Annotated in this window: 10 protein-coding genes, 1 tRNA gene and 1 other RNA gene; 4 read left to right on the top strand and 8 right to left on the bottom strand. The window is 73.3% G+C overall.

Annotated elements, in window-relative coordinates; all coding sequences use genetic code 11:
• Positions 1-23: 23 nt before the first annotated feature.
• From ASD19_RS13400 to ffs, 6 genes are all read right to left on the bottom strand, one after another.
• Positions 24-857: a sulfurtransferase gene (locus tag ASD19_RS13400; RefSeq protein WP_055993665.1), complete on the bottom strand. Its 834-nt coding sequence runs from the start codon at positions 855-857 to the stop codon at positions 24-26.
• On the bottom strand, positions 850-3387 hold the full coding sequence (locus ASD19_RS13395) for a glycoside hydrolase family 65 protein (protein WP_055993663.1): 2538 nt from the start codon (positions 3385-3387) through the stop codon (positions 850-852). Before ASD19_RS13395 ends, ASD19_RS13400 begins: the two co-directional genes overlap by 8 nt.
• A 124-nt stretch (positions 3388-3511) precedes the next feature.
• Positions 3512-4258, bottom strand: a complete 747-nt coding sequence (locus ASD19_RS13390) for an HAD family hydrolase (RefSeq protein ID WP_055993659.1) — start codon at positions 4256-4258, stop codon at positions 3512-3514.
• Positions 4259-4298: 40 nt separating this feature from the next.
• Complete coding sequence (locus tag ASD19_RS13385) at positions 4299-5522, bottom strand: acetate/propionate family kinase (protein WP_055993655.1); 1224 nt, start codon at positions 5520-5522, stop codon at positions 4299-4301.
• Between the two features lie 154 nt (positions 5523-5676).
• Complete coding sequence (gene pta, locus ASD19_RS13380) at positions 5677-7785, bottom strand: phosphate acetyltransferase (RefSeq protein ID WP_055993651.1); 2109 nt, start codon at positions 7783-7785, stop codon at positions 5677-5679.
• Positions 7786-8034: 249 nt separating this feature from the next.
• Positions 8035-8131: signal recognition particle sRNA small type (ffs, locus tag ASD19_RS14160), an RNA gene on the bottom strand.
• Positions 8132-8180: 49 nt separating this feature from the next.
• Between ffs and ASD19_RS13375 the strand changes: the two genes are divergently transcribed.
• Genes ASD19_RS13375 through ASD19_RS13365 form a run of 3 tightly spaced genes read left to right on the top strand, consistent with a single transcriptional unit; the run spans position 8181 to position 12793 of the window.
• Positions 8181-9140, top strand: a complete 960-nt coding sequence (locus ASD19_RS13375) for an AAA family ATPase (protein ID WP_055993876.1) — start codon at positions 8181-8183, stop codon at positions 9138-9140.
• 4 nt (positions 9141-9144) lie between these two features.
• Positions 9145-10521, top strand: a complete 1377-nt coding sequence (locus ASD19_RS13370; protein ID WP_055993648.1) for a DUF58 domain-containing protein — start codon at positions 9145-9147, stop codon at positions 10519-10521.
• Positions 10508-12793, top strand: coding sequence for a transglutaminase family protein (locus ASD19_RS13365; RefSeq protein ID WP_055993645.1), 2286 nt, complete (start codon positions 10508-10510; stop codon positions 12791-12793). Before ASD19_RS13370 ends, ASD19_RS13365 begins: the two co-directional genes overlap by 14 nt.
• Positions 12794-12978: 185 nt before the next feature.
• On the opposite strand, the gene ASD19_RS13360 is transcribed toward ASD19_RS13365, so the two are convergent.
• Positions 12979-13067: transfer RNA gene (locus tag ASD19_RS13360), tRNA-Ser, on the bottom strand.
• A gap of 132 nt (positions 13068-13199) precedes the next feature.
• Here ASD19_RS13360 and ASD19_RS13355 point away from each other — a divergent pair.
• On the top strand, positions 13200-13598 hold the full coding sequence (locus tag ASD19_RS13355) for a DUF1622 domain-containing protein (protein ID WP_055993641.1): 399 nt from the start codon (positions 13200-13202) through the stop codon (positions 13596-13598).
• 14 nt (positions 13599-13612) lie between these two features.
• Here ASD19_RS13355 and ASD19_RS14560 read toward each other — a convergent pair.
• On the bottom strand, positions 13613-13964 hold a 352-nt coding region (locus tag ASD19_RS14560), incomplete at its 5' end, for an HNH endonuclease signature motif containing protein (protein ID WP_200941125.1).

Here is a 13964-nt window from a genome sequence, read left to right as displayed (position 1 = left end):
CGGGGCCTCCCCAGGGTGGGAGGCTACGGCTGGTCGCCCGTGGCGACGGGACGGTCCTGGTTCGACCACTGGCTCCACGACCCCGGGTACAGGGCGCCGGGCACGCCCGCCGCGGCGAGCGCGAGCAGGGTGTGCGCGGCCGTGACGCCCGAGCCGCAGTACACGCCGATCGGCGCGGACAGGTCGACGCCGAGCTCCTGGAAGCGGGCCCGGATGGAGCCCGGCTCGAGGAACCCGCCCGACGCGTCGATGTTGCCCGTGGCGGGCGCCGACACGGCGCCGGGGATGTGCCCGGCGCGGGGATCGATCGGCTCCGCCTCGCCGCGGTAGCGCTCCGGCGCGCGGGCGTCGAGCAGCGTGCCGACGCGCGGGAACGCCGCGGCCTGGTCGGCCGTCAGCACCGGCAGCGCACCGTACGCCAGCTCGATGTCGCCGGGCTCGGCGCGCACCTCCCCCGCCTCGAGCGGATGCCCCGCCGTGGTCCAGGCCGACAGGGCGCCGTCGAGCACGCGCACGTCGGAGACGCCCGCGTGCCGCAGCAGCCACCACGCGCGCGCGGCGGCCATCCCGGAGCTGTCGTCGTAGACCACCACGGGCCGGCCGGTGCGGACGCCCCAGGCCCGCGCGGACTCCTGCAGCCGCTCGACGGGCGGCAGCGGGTGGCGTCCCTCGGTCGCGGGCTGCGACGGATCCGCCAGCTCGTGGTGCAGGTCGACGAACACGGCGCCCGGGATGTGCCCGGCCAGGTACGCGGGGCGGCCCGCATCCGGATCCGCGAGGGTCCAGCGGACGTCCAGCAGCGTGACCTCGCCGAGCCGCTCGGCGAGCTCCGCGGCGGAGATCAGGACGTCACTCACCGCGCGATCCGACGGTCTCGCCGACGATCGGGATCGCCGACGTGGTGACCGGCACGGACGCCGTGATCGGCACGGTCGGCTCCATCGCGGTGCCGTCCTCGCGGCGCATCTCGCTGAACGGCTTGAGCGTCGGGCGGCCCGGCAGCACGGGGCCCTGGTCGGCCAGCGGCACGACGGCCGGCTGGTCCACCGACGCGACGTACGCGTGTCCGCGCACCGTGAACCGCACCGGATCGCCCGAGCGCACCGTGACGGTCATCTCCTCGCGGCGCAGCACGACGTCGGCGACGGCGCCCTGCCACTGCAGCGTGTAGGCCAGCTCGGGCCACTCCTCGGGCAGGCGCGGGTCGAACGACAGCTCGCCCAGGTGGTCGCGCATGCCGCCGAAGCCGCTGACGAGCGCGGTCCACACTCCGCCCGCCGACGCGACGTGCACGCCGTCGGCCGCGTTGTGGTGCAGGTCGCCGAGGTCGACGAAGATCGCCTCCTCGAAGTACTCGTGCGCGAGGTCCTGGTACCCGACCTCGGCCGCGAGGATCGACTGCACGACCGCCGACAGGGTCGAGTCGCCCGTGGTCAGCGGGTCGTAGTAGTCGAAGTCGGCGCGCTTCTCCTCGGGCGAGAAGTGGTTGCCCTGCAGGAACAGCGCGAGCACGACGTCCGCCTGCTTGAGCACCTGGAAGCGGTAGATCACGAGCGGGTGGAAGTGCAGCAGCAGCGGCCGCTGCTCGGCCGGCGTGTGCTCCAGGTCCCAGACCTCGCGCTCGAGGAACAGCGAGTCCTGCGGGTGGATGCCGAAGTTCTCGCTGTAGGGGATGTGCATGGCGTCGGCCGCGCGCTCCCACGCCTCGGGCTCGCTGGCGTCCAGCGCGACGCGGTCGGACAGCAGGCGGAACGCGCCCGGGTTGGTCTCGGCCATCTCGCGCACCACGCGCGCGGCGGCGCGCAGGTTGAACCGCGCCATCACGTTCGTGAAGAGGTTGTCGTTGACGACGGTCGTGTACTCGTCCGGGCCGGTCACGCCGTGGATGTGGAACGACTCGACGCCCTCGTGCGAGCGCCAGAACCCGAGCGTGGCCCACAGGCGCGCGGTCTCGACGAGCACGTCGGCGCCCTCGCGCTCCATGAAGTCGTGGTCGCCCGTGGCGCGCACGTATTTGACGAGCGCATACGCGACGTCCGCGTTGATGTGGTACTGCGCCGTGCCGGCGGCGTAGTAGGCGGACGCCTCCTCGCCGTTGATCGTGCGCCACGGGAACAGCGCCCCGGCCTCGTTCAGCTGCGCGGCGCGGCGGCGCGCGGCGGGCAGCATCATGGTGCGCATCCGCATGGCGTTCCGCGCCCAGAGCGGGTTCGTGTACGCCAGGAACGGCAGCACGTAGATCTCGGTGTCCCAGAAGTAGTGGCCCGAGTAGCCCGAGCCCGTGACGCCCTTGGCGGGGACGCCGAAGCCGTCCGCGCGGGCCGCGGCCTGCGCGAGCTGGAACAGGCACCACCGGGTCGCCTGCTGCAGGCTGTCCTGCGCGGCGATCCGGACATCCGACGTGGACCAGAACGCGTCCATCCAGGCGCGCTGGCGACGGTAGACGTCCTCGGCGCCCGACACGGCGATCCGGTCGAGCGTGCGGCGGCAGCGCTCGACGAGCTCGCGCGGGGGCACGCCGCGCGACGTGTGGTAGCTGACGACCTTGGTGATCGTGATCGGCACGCCCGCCTTGGCGCGCACGCGGAACACGTGCTTGGCGATGTCGGGCTCGACCAGGTGCCGCATGTCGTACTCGTTGGCGGTGTCGATCGAGTGGTCGGCCGCGACCGCGATCGTCATGCCCGACTCGGTGACGCGGTACGACAGCGCCGAGCGCAGCTCGTCCGTCCAGTACTCCTGCGGCTGCAGCACCCGCTCGCCGATCTTCTCGCTCTTGCGCGGGTCGAACGTCGCGCCGCGGCCGGCGGCTTTCGCGGCCGCCATCGACGGCGTGCCGCCGTAGACGTTCTCGCCGTCCTGGCGGTTGACGATCTGCGAGCTGATGGTCACGGGGGCGTCCGTGTCGAGCACCGTGACGGTCATCCGCATGACGGCGACGTGGCGCTCCTCGAACGAGACGACGCGGTCGTCCTCGATCAGCACGTCCTTGCCCGACGGCGTGCGCCACAGCAGCCGTCGGCGGTACACGCCCTCGCGCATGTCGAGCACGCGCTCGTACTCGCGCATCTCGGCGATGTCGAGCGACAGCGGCTCGTCGTCGACGTACACGCGCATGACCTTGGCGTCGGGCGCGTTGATGATGGTCTGGCCGACCTCGGCGAAGCCGTAGGCCTGCTCGGCGTGGCGGATGGGCCAGGTCTCGTGGAAGCCGTTGATGAAGGTGCCGTGCTCGTGCGCGTGGCGGCCCTCGGGGTGGTTTCCGCGCAGGCCGAGGTAGCCGTTGCCGACCGAGAAGATGGTCTCGGTCACGCCCGCGTCGTCGCCCGAGTAGCGCGTTTCGATCAGGCGCCAGGGGTCGACGGGAAAGCGGTCGCGGTCGATCATTCGGGCTCCGTGTGGGGTCGGGATGTGAGGAAAGCGGGAAACGGGGACGGAACAGGATCGCACGGGATCGCCGGGAACCGCCACAGAGTCGGGCGGTATTCCGCGGCGCAGCGCTTTTCGGGTGTCAGCGGGAGGTCGCGTCGTGCGCGTCGGCGAACTCGGCGAGGTCGGAGACGATCACGTGCGCGCCGGCGTTCTCGAGCGCGTGCGCGCCCGCCCCGCGGTCGACGCCGACGACCAGTCCGAAGCCGCCGGCGACGGCGGACTGCACGCCCGAGATGGCGTCCTCGACCGCGGCGGTGCGCGCCGGGTCCACGCCGGCCATCTCCGCGGCACGGAGGAAGACGTCGGGCGCGGGCTTGGACGGCAGGTGCTCGCGCTCGGCGACGACGCCGTCCATCACGACCGGGAAGCGGTCGCGGATGCCCGCGGCCGCGAGCACGTCCTCGGCGTTCTTCGAGCTGGACACGACGGCGGACGGGACGCCGGCCGCGTCGAGGATGTCGAGCAGGCGCATGGTGCCGGGGTACGGCTGTATGCCCTCCTCGCGCAGCACGCGCGAGAACACGATGTTCTTGCGGTTGCCGATGCCGCACACGGTGTCGGCCTCCGGCGGGTCGGAGGGGTCGCCCCACGGCACCTCGACATCGCGGCTGCGCAGTATGGACGCGACGCCGTCGTACCGCTTCTTGCCGTCGAGATGGTCGAAGTAGTCGGTGTCGGTGTACGGCGGCGTGATGTCCCAGTCGGCGAACAGCTGCTCGAACATCGCGCGCCAGGCGTGCATGTGCACCTCGGCGGTCGGCGTGATGACGCCGTCGAGATCGAACAGCACGGCGTCGTAGGCGGTCAGGTCGGGCAGGCTGCTCACGCCGCCCAGCGTAGTCCCACGCACCGGGCCGACGGCAGGGTCAGACGGCCGCCAGGGTCTGGCGCGCGATCTCGAGCTCCTCGGCCGTGGGGACCACCAGCACGGTCACGGCGGAGTCGTCGGTCGAGATGACGCGCGGGCCGCGCTCGCGCGCCTGGTTGCGCTCGGGGTCGATCTCCAGCCCCAGGAAGCCGAGCGTCTCGAGGGCCGCCGCGCGGATGGCTGCGTCGTTCTCCCCGACGCCGGCCGTGAACGAGATCACGTCGACCCCGCCGAGCTGCGCGGTGTAGGCGCCCGCGTAGGCGCGCAGGCGGTGGATGTACACGTCGAACGCGAGCTGCGCGGCCTCGTCGCCCTCGGCGCGGCGGGCGGCGAGATCCCGCATGTCGGTCACGCCGGCCAGCCCCAGGACCCCGCTGCGCTTGTTGAGCAGGCGGTCCAGGTCGTCGGTCGACATCGACGCGCGCCGCGCCAGGTGCAGCAGCACGGCCGGGTCGAGGTCGCCCGAGCGGGTGCCCATCACGAGCCCCTCGAGCGGGGTCAGGCCCATGGACGTCTCGACCGACCGGCCGCCGTCGACCGCCGTGACGGACGCGCCGTTGCCGAGGTGGAAGACGATCTGCTTCAGGCTCGCGAGGTCGCGTCCGAGGAACTCGGCGGCCTTGGCGCTGACGTACTGGTGGCTGGTGCCGTGGAAGCCGTACCGGCGGATCCGGTGCTTCGCGGCGACCTCGCGGTCGATCGCGTAGGTGTAGGCCGCGGGCGGCAGCGTCTGGTGGAACGCGGTGTCGAACACCGCGACGTGCGGGATGCCGGCGAACGCCGCGCGCGCGGCGCGGATGCCCTGCAGCGCGCCCGGGTTGTGCAGCGGCGCGAGCACCGAGAGGTCGTCGATGTTGATCTCGACCAGGTCGGTGATCACGGTCGCCTCGAAGAACCGCGCGCCGCCGTGCACCACGCGGTGGCCGACCGCGACCGGCGGGTGCTCGTCGAGCGACGGTCCGTGCTGCGCGAACGCGTCGAGCATCGCCGCGAAGCCGGCGGTGTGATCCGGGATGGGGCGCTCGATCCGGTGCGTCGCGTCGAGGACGGCGGGGGCGGGCTCCCCCGGCTCGGCGTGGAAGCGCACCGTGTGGGTTGCGACGCCGGTGGCCTCGCCGATCCGCTCCACGAGCCCGGAGGCGAGAACCTGCTCCCGCGCCATGTCGAGCAGCTGGTACTTGAACGACGACGACCCGCTGTTGACGACCAGTACGATGCTCATGCGCGGCTCCTCACGATTTCCCGGTCGTTGTCCATCCCGTGCTCGTTGAGCGAGGGAGCGAAGCGACCGAGTCGAAACGTCACGAAGCTCCCCATGGCACTCACCACCCCCCGGTCGTTGAGCGGAGTGAGCGCCAGCGAACGGAGTCGAAACGTCACGAAGCGCTCCCCTGCGCCTGGATCGCGGTGATCGCGACCGTGTTGACGATGTCCTGCACGAGCGCGCCGCGCGACAGGTCGTTGATCGGCTTGTTGAGGCCCTGCAGCACGGGTCCGATCGCGACGGCGCCCGCCGAGCGCTGCACGGCCTTGTACGTGTTGTTTCCGGTGTTGAGGTCGGGGAACACGAACACCGTCGCGCGGCCCGCGACCGCGGACTGCGGCAGCTTGGCCTTCGCGACCGCCGCGTCGGCGGCGGCGTCGTACTGGATGGGTCCCTCGATCGGCAGCTCGGGCGCGCGCTCGCGGGCCAGCTGGGTCGCGAGGCGCACCTTGTCGACATCCGCGCCCGATCCGGACTCGCCGGTCGAGTACGACAGCATCGCGACGCGCGGCTCGACCCCGAACTGCGCGGCCGTGGCGGCCGACGAGATCGCGATGTCGGCGAGCTGCTCGGCCGTCGGGTCGGGGATCACGGCGCAGTCGCCGTAGACCAGCACGCGGTCGGCGAGCGCCATCAGGAAGACGCTCGAGACGACCGACACCCCCGGCTTGGTCTTGATGATCTCGAACGCCGGGCGGATCGTGTGCGCGGTCGTGTGGGCGGCACCCGACACCATGCCGTCGGCCAGGCCCAGGTGCACCATCATCGTGCCGAAGTACGACACGTCCGTGACGGTGTCGGCGGCCTTCTCGTACGTGACGCCCTTGTGCGCGCGCAGCCGCGCGTACTCGGTGGCGAAGCGCTCGACGAGTTCCGGGTCGAACGGGCTGACCAGGTGCGCGTCGCCCAGGTCGAGGCCCAGCTCGGTCGCGCGGGCGGCGATCGCGCCGGGGTCGCCGAGGATGGTCAGCTCGGCCACCTCGCGCTTGAGCAGCGACGCAGCCGCGCGCAGCACGCGGTCGTCGCCGCCCTCCGGCAGCACGATGTGGCGGCGGTCGGCGCGGGCGCGCTCGAGCAGGCCGTACTCGAACATCAGGGGCGTCACGACGGTCGCACGGGCGACGCCCAGCACGCGCGTGAGCTCGGCGATGTCGACGTGCTTCTCGAACAGCGCGAGGGCCGTGTCGTAGCGCCGGCCGGATCCGGTCGCGCGCCCGCGCGTCGACATCACGCGCACCGCGGTGTCGTACGTGCCGAGGTCGGTGGTCACGATCGGCAGGGTGGATCCGAGGCCGTCGATCAGGCGCAGCACGTCGTCCGGGATCGGGAACGGCCCGTTCAGGATGATGCCCGCCAGCGACGGGAACGTGCCCGACTGGTTCGCGAGCAGCGCCGCGACCAGCACCTCGGTGCGGTCGGCGGGGATGACCACGACCGCGCTCTCGGCGAGGCGCGGCAGCACGTTGACCATCGACATGCCGGCGATCACGACGCCCAGCGCCTCGCGCGTGAGCAGCTGGTCGTCCCCCTTCAGCAGGGTGCCGTCGACCGCGCGCAGGATGTCCGCCATGGAGGGCGCCACGAGCAGGCGGTCCTCGGGCAGGGCCCAGACCGGCCCGGCGCCCACGGCCTGCGCCACCTGGGCGACGATGTCGTCGAGGTGCTCGGGGTCGGCGCGGTTGACCACCGTGGCGGCGAGCTCGGCGCGGCCGCGCCGCAGCTCGGGGATCGCCAGGCGCGCGATCTGCGCCATCTCCTCGGGCGTGCGCGGAGTCGTGGTGCCGAGCTGCTCGGCCTGCCCCTGGTGCGCGCGGCCGCCCAGCACGAGCAGGACCGGCGTGCCGAGATTCGCGGCGACGCGGGCGTTGTAGGCGAGCTCGGCGGGGCTGCCGACGTCGGTGTAGTCGGTTCCGACCACGACCACCGCGTCGCACTGCGCCTCGACGGCCTTGAACCGCCCGACGATCGTGGCGAGCGCGGCATCCGGATCGGCGCGCACGTCGTCGTACGTGACGCCCACGCACTCGTCGTAGTCGAGGTCGACGCCGTCGTGACCGAGCAGCATCTCGAGGACGTAGTCGCGCTCGGCGGTCGACCGCGCGATGGGCCGGAACACCCCCACCCTCGGCGTCGCCCGGCTGAGCGCGTCGAGCACGCCCAGCGCCACGGTGGACTTGCCGGAGTGCCCCTCCGCGGAGGTGATGTAGATGCTCCTCGCCACGCGCCCAGCCTATGCGCGCATCCATCGTGGAGGCGGGGCTTGACCCCGAGCAGGTTCAGCGACCGAGCGCCAGCTCCCCCTGTGCTGGTTGAGCGACCGAGCGCCAGCGAGGGAGTCGAAACCCCCAAACCGCCACCGGCCCCACCCCCGAGCACCGAGCACCGAGCACCGAGCAGCGAGCACCGACCATCCACATCGACAGTCGTGCGAGCGAAGCGGGCGCCCGAACACGTGAGACCGCTTCTAAAAAGAAAAGACTCTCCGCGTACCCGACAGAGCCCGGTTACCCTTGCTACGTTTCCGTCCTGGGGGAGTTGGCCTGGATGTCGCCACGCGGAGAGCTGTCCCCAGTCTAACTGAATCCCCGAACCGAGGAGTCGCCGGTGACCGAGCCCATGTCCCCCGAGCGGTTCCAGCACGCGACGGACGGGATCATCCGATCCGTGTCGTCGGTGATCGACGGGAAGCCGCAGGCGGTGCGCAGCGCGCTCGTGGCGCTGCTGGCCGAGGGGCACCTGCTGATCGAGGACGTGCCGGGCGTCGGCAAGACTGTGCTGGCGCGGGCGCTGGCGGCGTCGATCCAGGCGCGGGTGCGGCGCATCCAGTTCACTCCCGATCTGCTCCCGAGCGACGTGACGGGCGTGTCGGTGTTCAACCCGGCGTCGCGGGAGTTCTCGTTCACGCCGGGCGCGGTGTTCGCGAACATCGTGATCGCCGATGAGATCAACCGCTCCTCCCCCAAGACGCAGTCGGCGCTGCTGGAGGCGATGGAGGAGCGTCAGGTCACGGTCGACGGCACGTCGCACCGACTGCCGGATCCGTTCCTCGTGGTCGCGACCCAGAATCCGCTCGAGATGGAGGGCACCTATCCCCTGCCCGAGGCGCAGCGCGACCGGTTCATCCTGCGCATCTCGATGGGCTACCCCGACGCGGCGGCCGAGGCGCTCATGCTGCGCCAGCGCGACACCGAGAACCCGCTCGCGGCGGTGCGGCCGGTGGTCACGGTCGAGGAGGTCAGCGAGCTGATCCGCTTCGCGCGCGCGGTGCACGTCGCGCCCGTGATGGAGGAGTACGCCGTGGCGCTCGCGCAGGCGACGCGCGTGCACCCCGACCTGCGCCTGGGTGCGAGCCCGCGTGCCACGCTGCAGCTGGTGCGGGCCGCGAAGGTGTGGGCCGCGCTCGACGGGCGCGACTTCGTGATCCCCGACGACGTCACGGCGCTGCTCGAGCCGGTGCTCGCGCATCGCCTCATCCCCACGCGGAGCGCCGCCGGCGTGCACCGCGCGAGCGACCCGGTGCCGCAGATCCTGGAGCGGATCGCGGGATCGGTGCGCGTGCCTCTGGCCGTGCGGTGACGCGATGTCCGGCCGGTCGTCCTCGCGCGCGCGGGGCGGCGCCGCGCCCCGCGCGGGCGCACCCGCACCGGGCGTCCGCGCGCTGAGCCGCGCGCCGCTGACCGCCCGCGGGCTCGCCGCCGTGCTCCTGGGCGTCGGGCTGCTGGTCGCGGCCAACACGCTGGGGCGGATCGAGCTGGTGGTGTTCGGCCTGACGCTGATGCTGCTTACGACCGCGGCGTTCGTGACGCTGCGCCTCGCGGGCCGGGTGACGGATGTGGAGCGCACGCTGTCGACGGACGTCGCGAGCGTCGGCGGCATCTCGCAGGTGCGCGCGGTGCTCGTGCTGTCGACGCGGCCCGTGCCGGGCGGGCGCTGGCACGACGCGCTGCCGCCGGCCCTGCGCGCGGTCGTGACGGAGGACGAGCCGAACGGCCCGATCGGCGATCTGCCGCCCGGCGGGCGCGGCGTTCTGCCGGTGTCCTATGCCGTGATGGGCATGAAGCGGGGCCGGCACGCGATCGGCCCGCTCGAGACCGCGGCGATCGACCCGTTCGGGCTCGCCCGGCGACGTGCGAGCGCGGGCGGACGGACGCCCGTGACGATCGTGCCCGCGGTGGTGCCGCTGCGCGCGCTGCCCGGCGCACCGGGCGCGACCGGCGGCGCGCAGGCGACCACCGACCGGCACGGGCAGGGGGCCGACAACCTCATCCCGCGGCCGTACGCCCCTAGCGACTCGATGCGGCGCATCCACTGGCGCGCGTCGGCGCACCACGGCTCGTTCATGGTGCGCGAGGAGGAGCGCGAGACGACCCCGCGCGCGATCGTGGTGTTCGACCGGGGCGCGCGCCGATGGAGCCCGGATGCTGCGCGCGGCGACGACGAGGGATTCGAGGCGGCCGTGACGCTCGTGGTGTCGGCGACGTGGAGCCTGGTGCGCGACGGGTATGCCGTCGAGGTGATGGACAGCGACGGCGCGCCCATCTCGCTCGTCGAGACGCAGGACGACCGGCGCGAGCTGCTCGTCACGTTCGCCTCGGTGGGCCCGCGCGGCGAGGACACGCTCGACCGCCTGCCGACCGGCATCGGCAACTGGGCGTCGGCGCCCGTGATCCTCGTGACGGGCCGCCTCACGGGCGAGGACGTCGCCGGGCTCGCGCCCGTCGCGACGCAGGCCTCGCGCGCGGTGCTGCTGAGCGTCGACCCGCGGGGCGACGCGCTCGAGCGGGCGGCCCGGCAGGGCTGGCACGCCGCGCGGCTCGGGACCGACATCGAGGCGGGATGGCTCGCGGCCACGCGGCCCCACGACGACACACCCGCGTTCGGGTCCCGCGCGTTCGCGGCGGACGCATTCGACCTCCGCCTGGACTCGGGAGCGGGGGCCGGCCATGGCCGTCCTTGAGGCCCCGCACCGCACCGCTCCCCCGCCCTCGGGGCACGGCCCCTGGACGTACCCGCTCGATCCGACGCCGCCGGTGCGGGGGCTGCGCGGCGACCTGTCGATGACGCTCGGCGCGGGCGTCGGCACGATCGCGGCCATGCTGCCGATCGGGCGCCTCCTCGTTCCCACGTGGCTGTGGGGCGCCATCCTGCTGATCGCGGTCGTGCTGCTCACGGGGTGGCTGCTGCGTCGCGTCGGCGTGCCCCGGGTGCTGGCTGCGATCGCCGAGCTGCTGGCGTGGGTGCTGGGCGCGACGTACGCGCTGCGGCACGACGAGGCCGTGCTGGGGGTGATCCCGACCGTCGACCTGGTGCGCGACCTGCCGCGCCTGTTCGCGGACGTCAGCGTCGAGATCGTCGAGGGCGTCGCCCCCATGGAGCCGAGCCGGGCGCTCAGCTGGGTGCTGATCGCGGCGGGCGGCCTGCTCGCATTCTTCGTCGGGCATATCGTGCGCGCCACGCGCCTGCCGCTGCTCGCGGCGATCGTGCTGATCACGGTGTTCGTGATCCCGCAGCTCGCTGTGCCGGGCGATCCCGACCTGGTCGCGGCGGTCATCCTGACGGCGGCGATCCTGTGGCTCGCCCGCGCCGAGCTGCGCGCGCGGCGGCCCGGCATGGAGGCGGGCCCGGTGGCCTCGATGTGGGCGGCGGTGCTGGGCGTCGGCTCGCTCGTCGCGGCCGTGATCGTCGCGCCGTCCGCGCCGCTGGGCACCCCCATCGGCGGCGGCGTGGGCCGCACCGCGACGATCTCGGCATCGCTCGACCTGGGCGACGACCTGCGCCGACCCGCGGACGTCGAGGTGCTGCGGCTGAGCACCGACGCCACCGGCGGCGCGCCGTACCTGCGGGTCGCGACGCTGACGGCGTTCAACGGGCGGACGTGGCAGCCGGACGGCGCGGGCCGCAACGAGCTGTCGTTCGGCCCGGTGGAGTCGACTGCCGAGGCGGTCGAGGCGACCACGACGATCGAGATCACGCGCCTGACGAGCGAGTACCTGCCGGTGCCGTACCCGGCGGTGGAGGTCAGGGGCGCGGTGGGGGCGTGGTCGGCGAACCCGTTCAACCGCACGGTCCGCAGCGACTCGACGACCTCGCTCGGGCAGTCCTATGTTGTGCGCACCCAGGTGCCGCAGCCGACCCGGGAGCAGGCGCAGGCGGCCGTGCCCGCGACGGGCGGCGGCGCGTTCTGGCACGCGCTGGACGACGGGATGGCGCAGGAGTCGCTCCTGCTGCCGGATGGCGCCGCCGAGCTCGTCGAACCGATCGCGCGCGAGGTGACCGCGGGCTCGGGCAGCGCGTACGACGCGCTGGTCGCGATGCAGGCCTGGTTCCGGGGCGGCGAGTTCCGGTACTCGCTCGAGGCGCCGGTCGAGGAGGGCTTCGACGGCTCGGGGATGGACGCGATCCAGGGGTTCCTGGACGTCCGCAGCGGGTACTGCGTGCACTTCGCGTCGACGTTCGCGGTGATGGCGCGCTCGCTCGGCATCCCGGCGCGGGTCGTGGTGGGCTTCCTGCCGGGCGTCGCGACGGACCAGCAGATGGACGGCCAGACCGTGTACTCCGTGCTGGGCTCGCAGCTGCACGCGTGGCCGGAGGCGTACCTGGACGGCATCGGATGGGTGCCGTTCGAGCCGACCGCGACGCTCGGCACCCCGACGCTGCTGCGCTCGGAGGCGGCGCCGAGCGCGGGCCCGTCGGCGGCCCCGACCGATCCGTCGGCGCCGACGCCCACGCCGTCGGTGTCGCGCGACGTGGACCGCGGCGACATCGAGGGCGGGGGAACGCAGGCGACGGGCTTCGACGTGCGGGCGCTGGTGCGCGGTCTCGGCGTCGCGCTGGGGCTGCTCGTGCTGCTGGCCGTGCCGGCCGTGGTGCGGGCGGTGCGGTGGAGCGTGCGCCTCGCGGCCGCGCGCCGCGGTGACGCTGTGGCGGCCTGGCGCGAGCTGCAGAATGTCGCGATCGACGCGGGCATCGCGGTCGACGAGAGCGACTCGCCGCGCGCGTTCGCGGACCTGCTGTCGACCAAGCACGGGGTGCCGGCCTCGGCGCTGGCGCCGCTGGTGGCCGGCATCGAGCGCGCGAGCTTCGCGCGCGACGGCGCCCCGCCTGCGCCGGGCCTCGCGCGCGCCCTCTCGCAGACCCGCGTCGCGCTCCTGCCCGCCGGCCGCGAGCGGCTGCGGGCCTCGCTCATCCCGCGCTCGCTGCTCGTGCGCCCCCGCGTCCAGGGTCACTGACGCCCCCGGTCGTCGAGCGGAGCGAGCGCCACCCCGCCCCCGGTCGTTGAGCGGAGCGAGCGCCACCCCGCCCCCGGTCGTTGAGCGGAGCGAGCGCCAGCGAGCGGAGTCGAAACGGCCCAAGCCTCCCCGCGGCTCCCGGCGACGAAGAAGCCCCGCACCGAGATCGGTGCGGGGCTTCGGAGCGGAAGCGACAGGATTTGAACCTGCGAGACGAGTTACCCCGCCTACATGGATTCCAGCCATGCTCCTTCGGCCGCTCGGACACGCTTCCAAAGGGCGACTTTATCACGCGGCCCTGGGCCCGAAGCCGACGGTCCCCTTACCCCACGCCCCGTCCCTCGGTCGAGGCCCGCGCGAGGGCGCCGCGTCGCTCCTACGCTGGGCGCGACGAGGAGGCGACACCATGGACTTCCAGGAGATCATCGAGACCGTCGGCAAGGCGGTGGATGCCGCGGGCGTGGTCGCGATCGTGCTCGGCGCGCTGGCCGCCACGGCGTCCGCGACCCGGCGCCTGTTCCGCCGCGAGCCGGATGTCTACGACCGGTACCGACGGTTCCTCGGCCGCTCCATCCTGCTCGGCCTGGAGCTGCTCGTCGCCGCGGACATCATCCGCACGGTCGCGCTCGAGCCGACGCTCGACAACATCGCGGTGCTGGCGATCATCGTCGTGATCCGGACGTTCCTCAGCTGGTCCCTCGAGCTCGAGATCTCGGGCCGCTGGCCCTGGCAGAAGCGCACCGCGGAGCTCGACGACCCTGCGACCGCCGCCGACGAGCGCGCCGAGCGCCGCCCCGCCGACTGACGGCCCGCCCTGCGTCAGGCGGCGCGCGGTGGCGGATCCCAGAGCCACCGCAGCGGTGATCTGGAATGCAGCGGAACCGGTTCCCCGCCGGGCGGGTGCAGGACGAACGGCCCACCCCGCTCTCGGGTGATCCGGTGGCCGTGGTGGTGCAGGTTCATGTGATGGAACCTGCACAGCAGGATGCCCCGATCGATGTCGGTGCGCCCCTCGTGGGCGGCCCATTCGTCGATGTGGTGGGCTTCGCAGTAGGAGGCGGGCATGCCGCAGCCGTGCCACATGCATCCGCCGTCGCGGACGGCGAGGGCGATGCGCTGTTTCGGGGTGAACAGCCGCTGTTCCCGGCCGACGTCGAGCGGGTTCCCGCAC

This window comes from Microbacterium sp. Root53 (assembly GCF_001426925.1).
Classification (GTDB): domain Bacteria; phylum Actinomycetota; class Actinomycetes; order Actinomycetales; family Microbacteriaceae; genus Microbacterium.
This window is presented reverse-complemented; position numbering and strand designations above follow the sequence as displayed.

What these genes read in the sequence shown, in the direction of transcription:
- ASD19_RS13365 (WP_055993645.1), top strand. Translation starts at nt 10,508, where the DNA reads ATGGCCGTCCTTGAGGCCCCGCACCGCACCGCTCCCCCGCCCTCGGGG.
- ASD19_RS13385 (WP_055993655.1), bottom strand. Translation starts at nt 5,522, where the DNA reads ATGAGCATCGTACTGGTCGTCAACAGCGGGTCGTCGTCGTTCAAGTAC.
- ASD19_RS13355 (WP_055993641.1), top strand. Translation starts at nt 13,200, where the DNA reads ATGGACTTCCAGGAGATCATCGAGACCGTCGGCAAGGCGGTGGATGCC.
- ASD19_RS13395 (WP_055993663.1), bottom strand. Translation starts at nt 3,387, where the DNA reads ATGATCGACCGCGACCGCTTTCCCGTCGACCCCTGGCGCCTGATCGAA.
- ASD19_RS13370 (WP_055993648.1), top strand. Translation starts at nt 9,145, where the DNA reads ATGTCCGGCCGGTCGTCCTCGCGCGCGCGGGGCGGCGCCGCGCCCCGC.
- ASD19_RS13375 (WP_055993876.1), top strand. Translation starts at nt 8,181, where the DNA reads ATGTCCCCCGAGCGGTTCCAGCACGCGACGGACGGGATCATCCGATCC.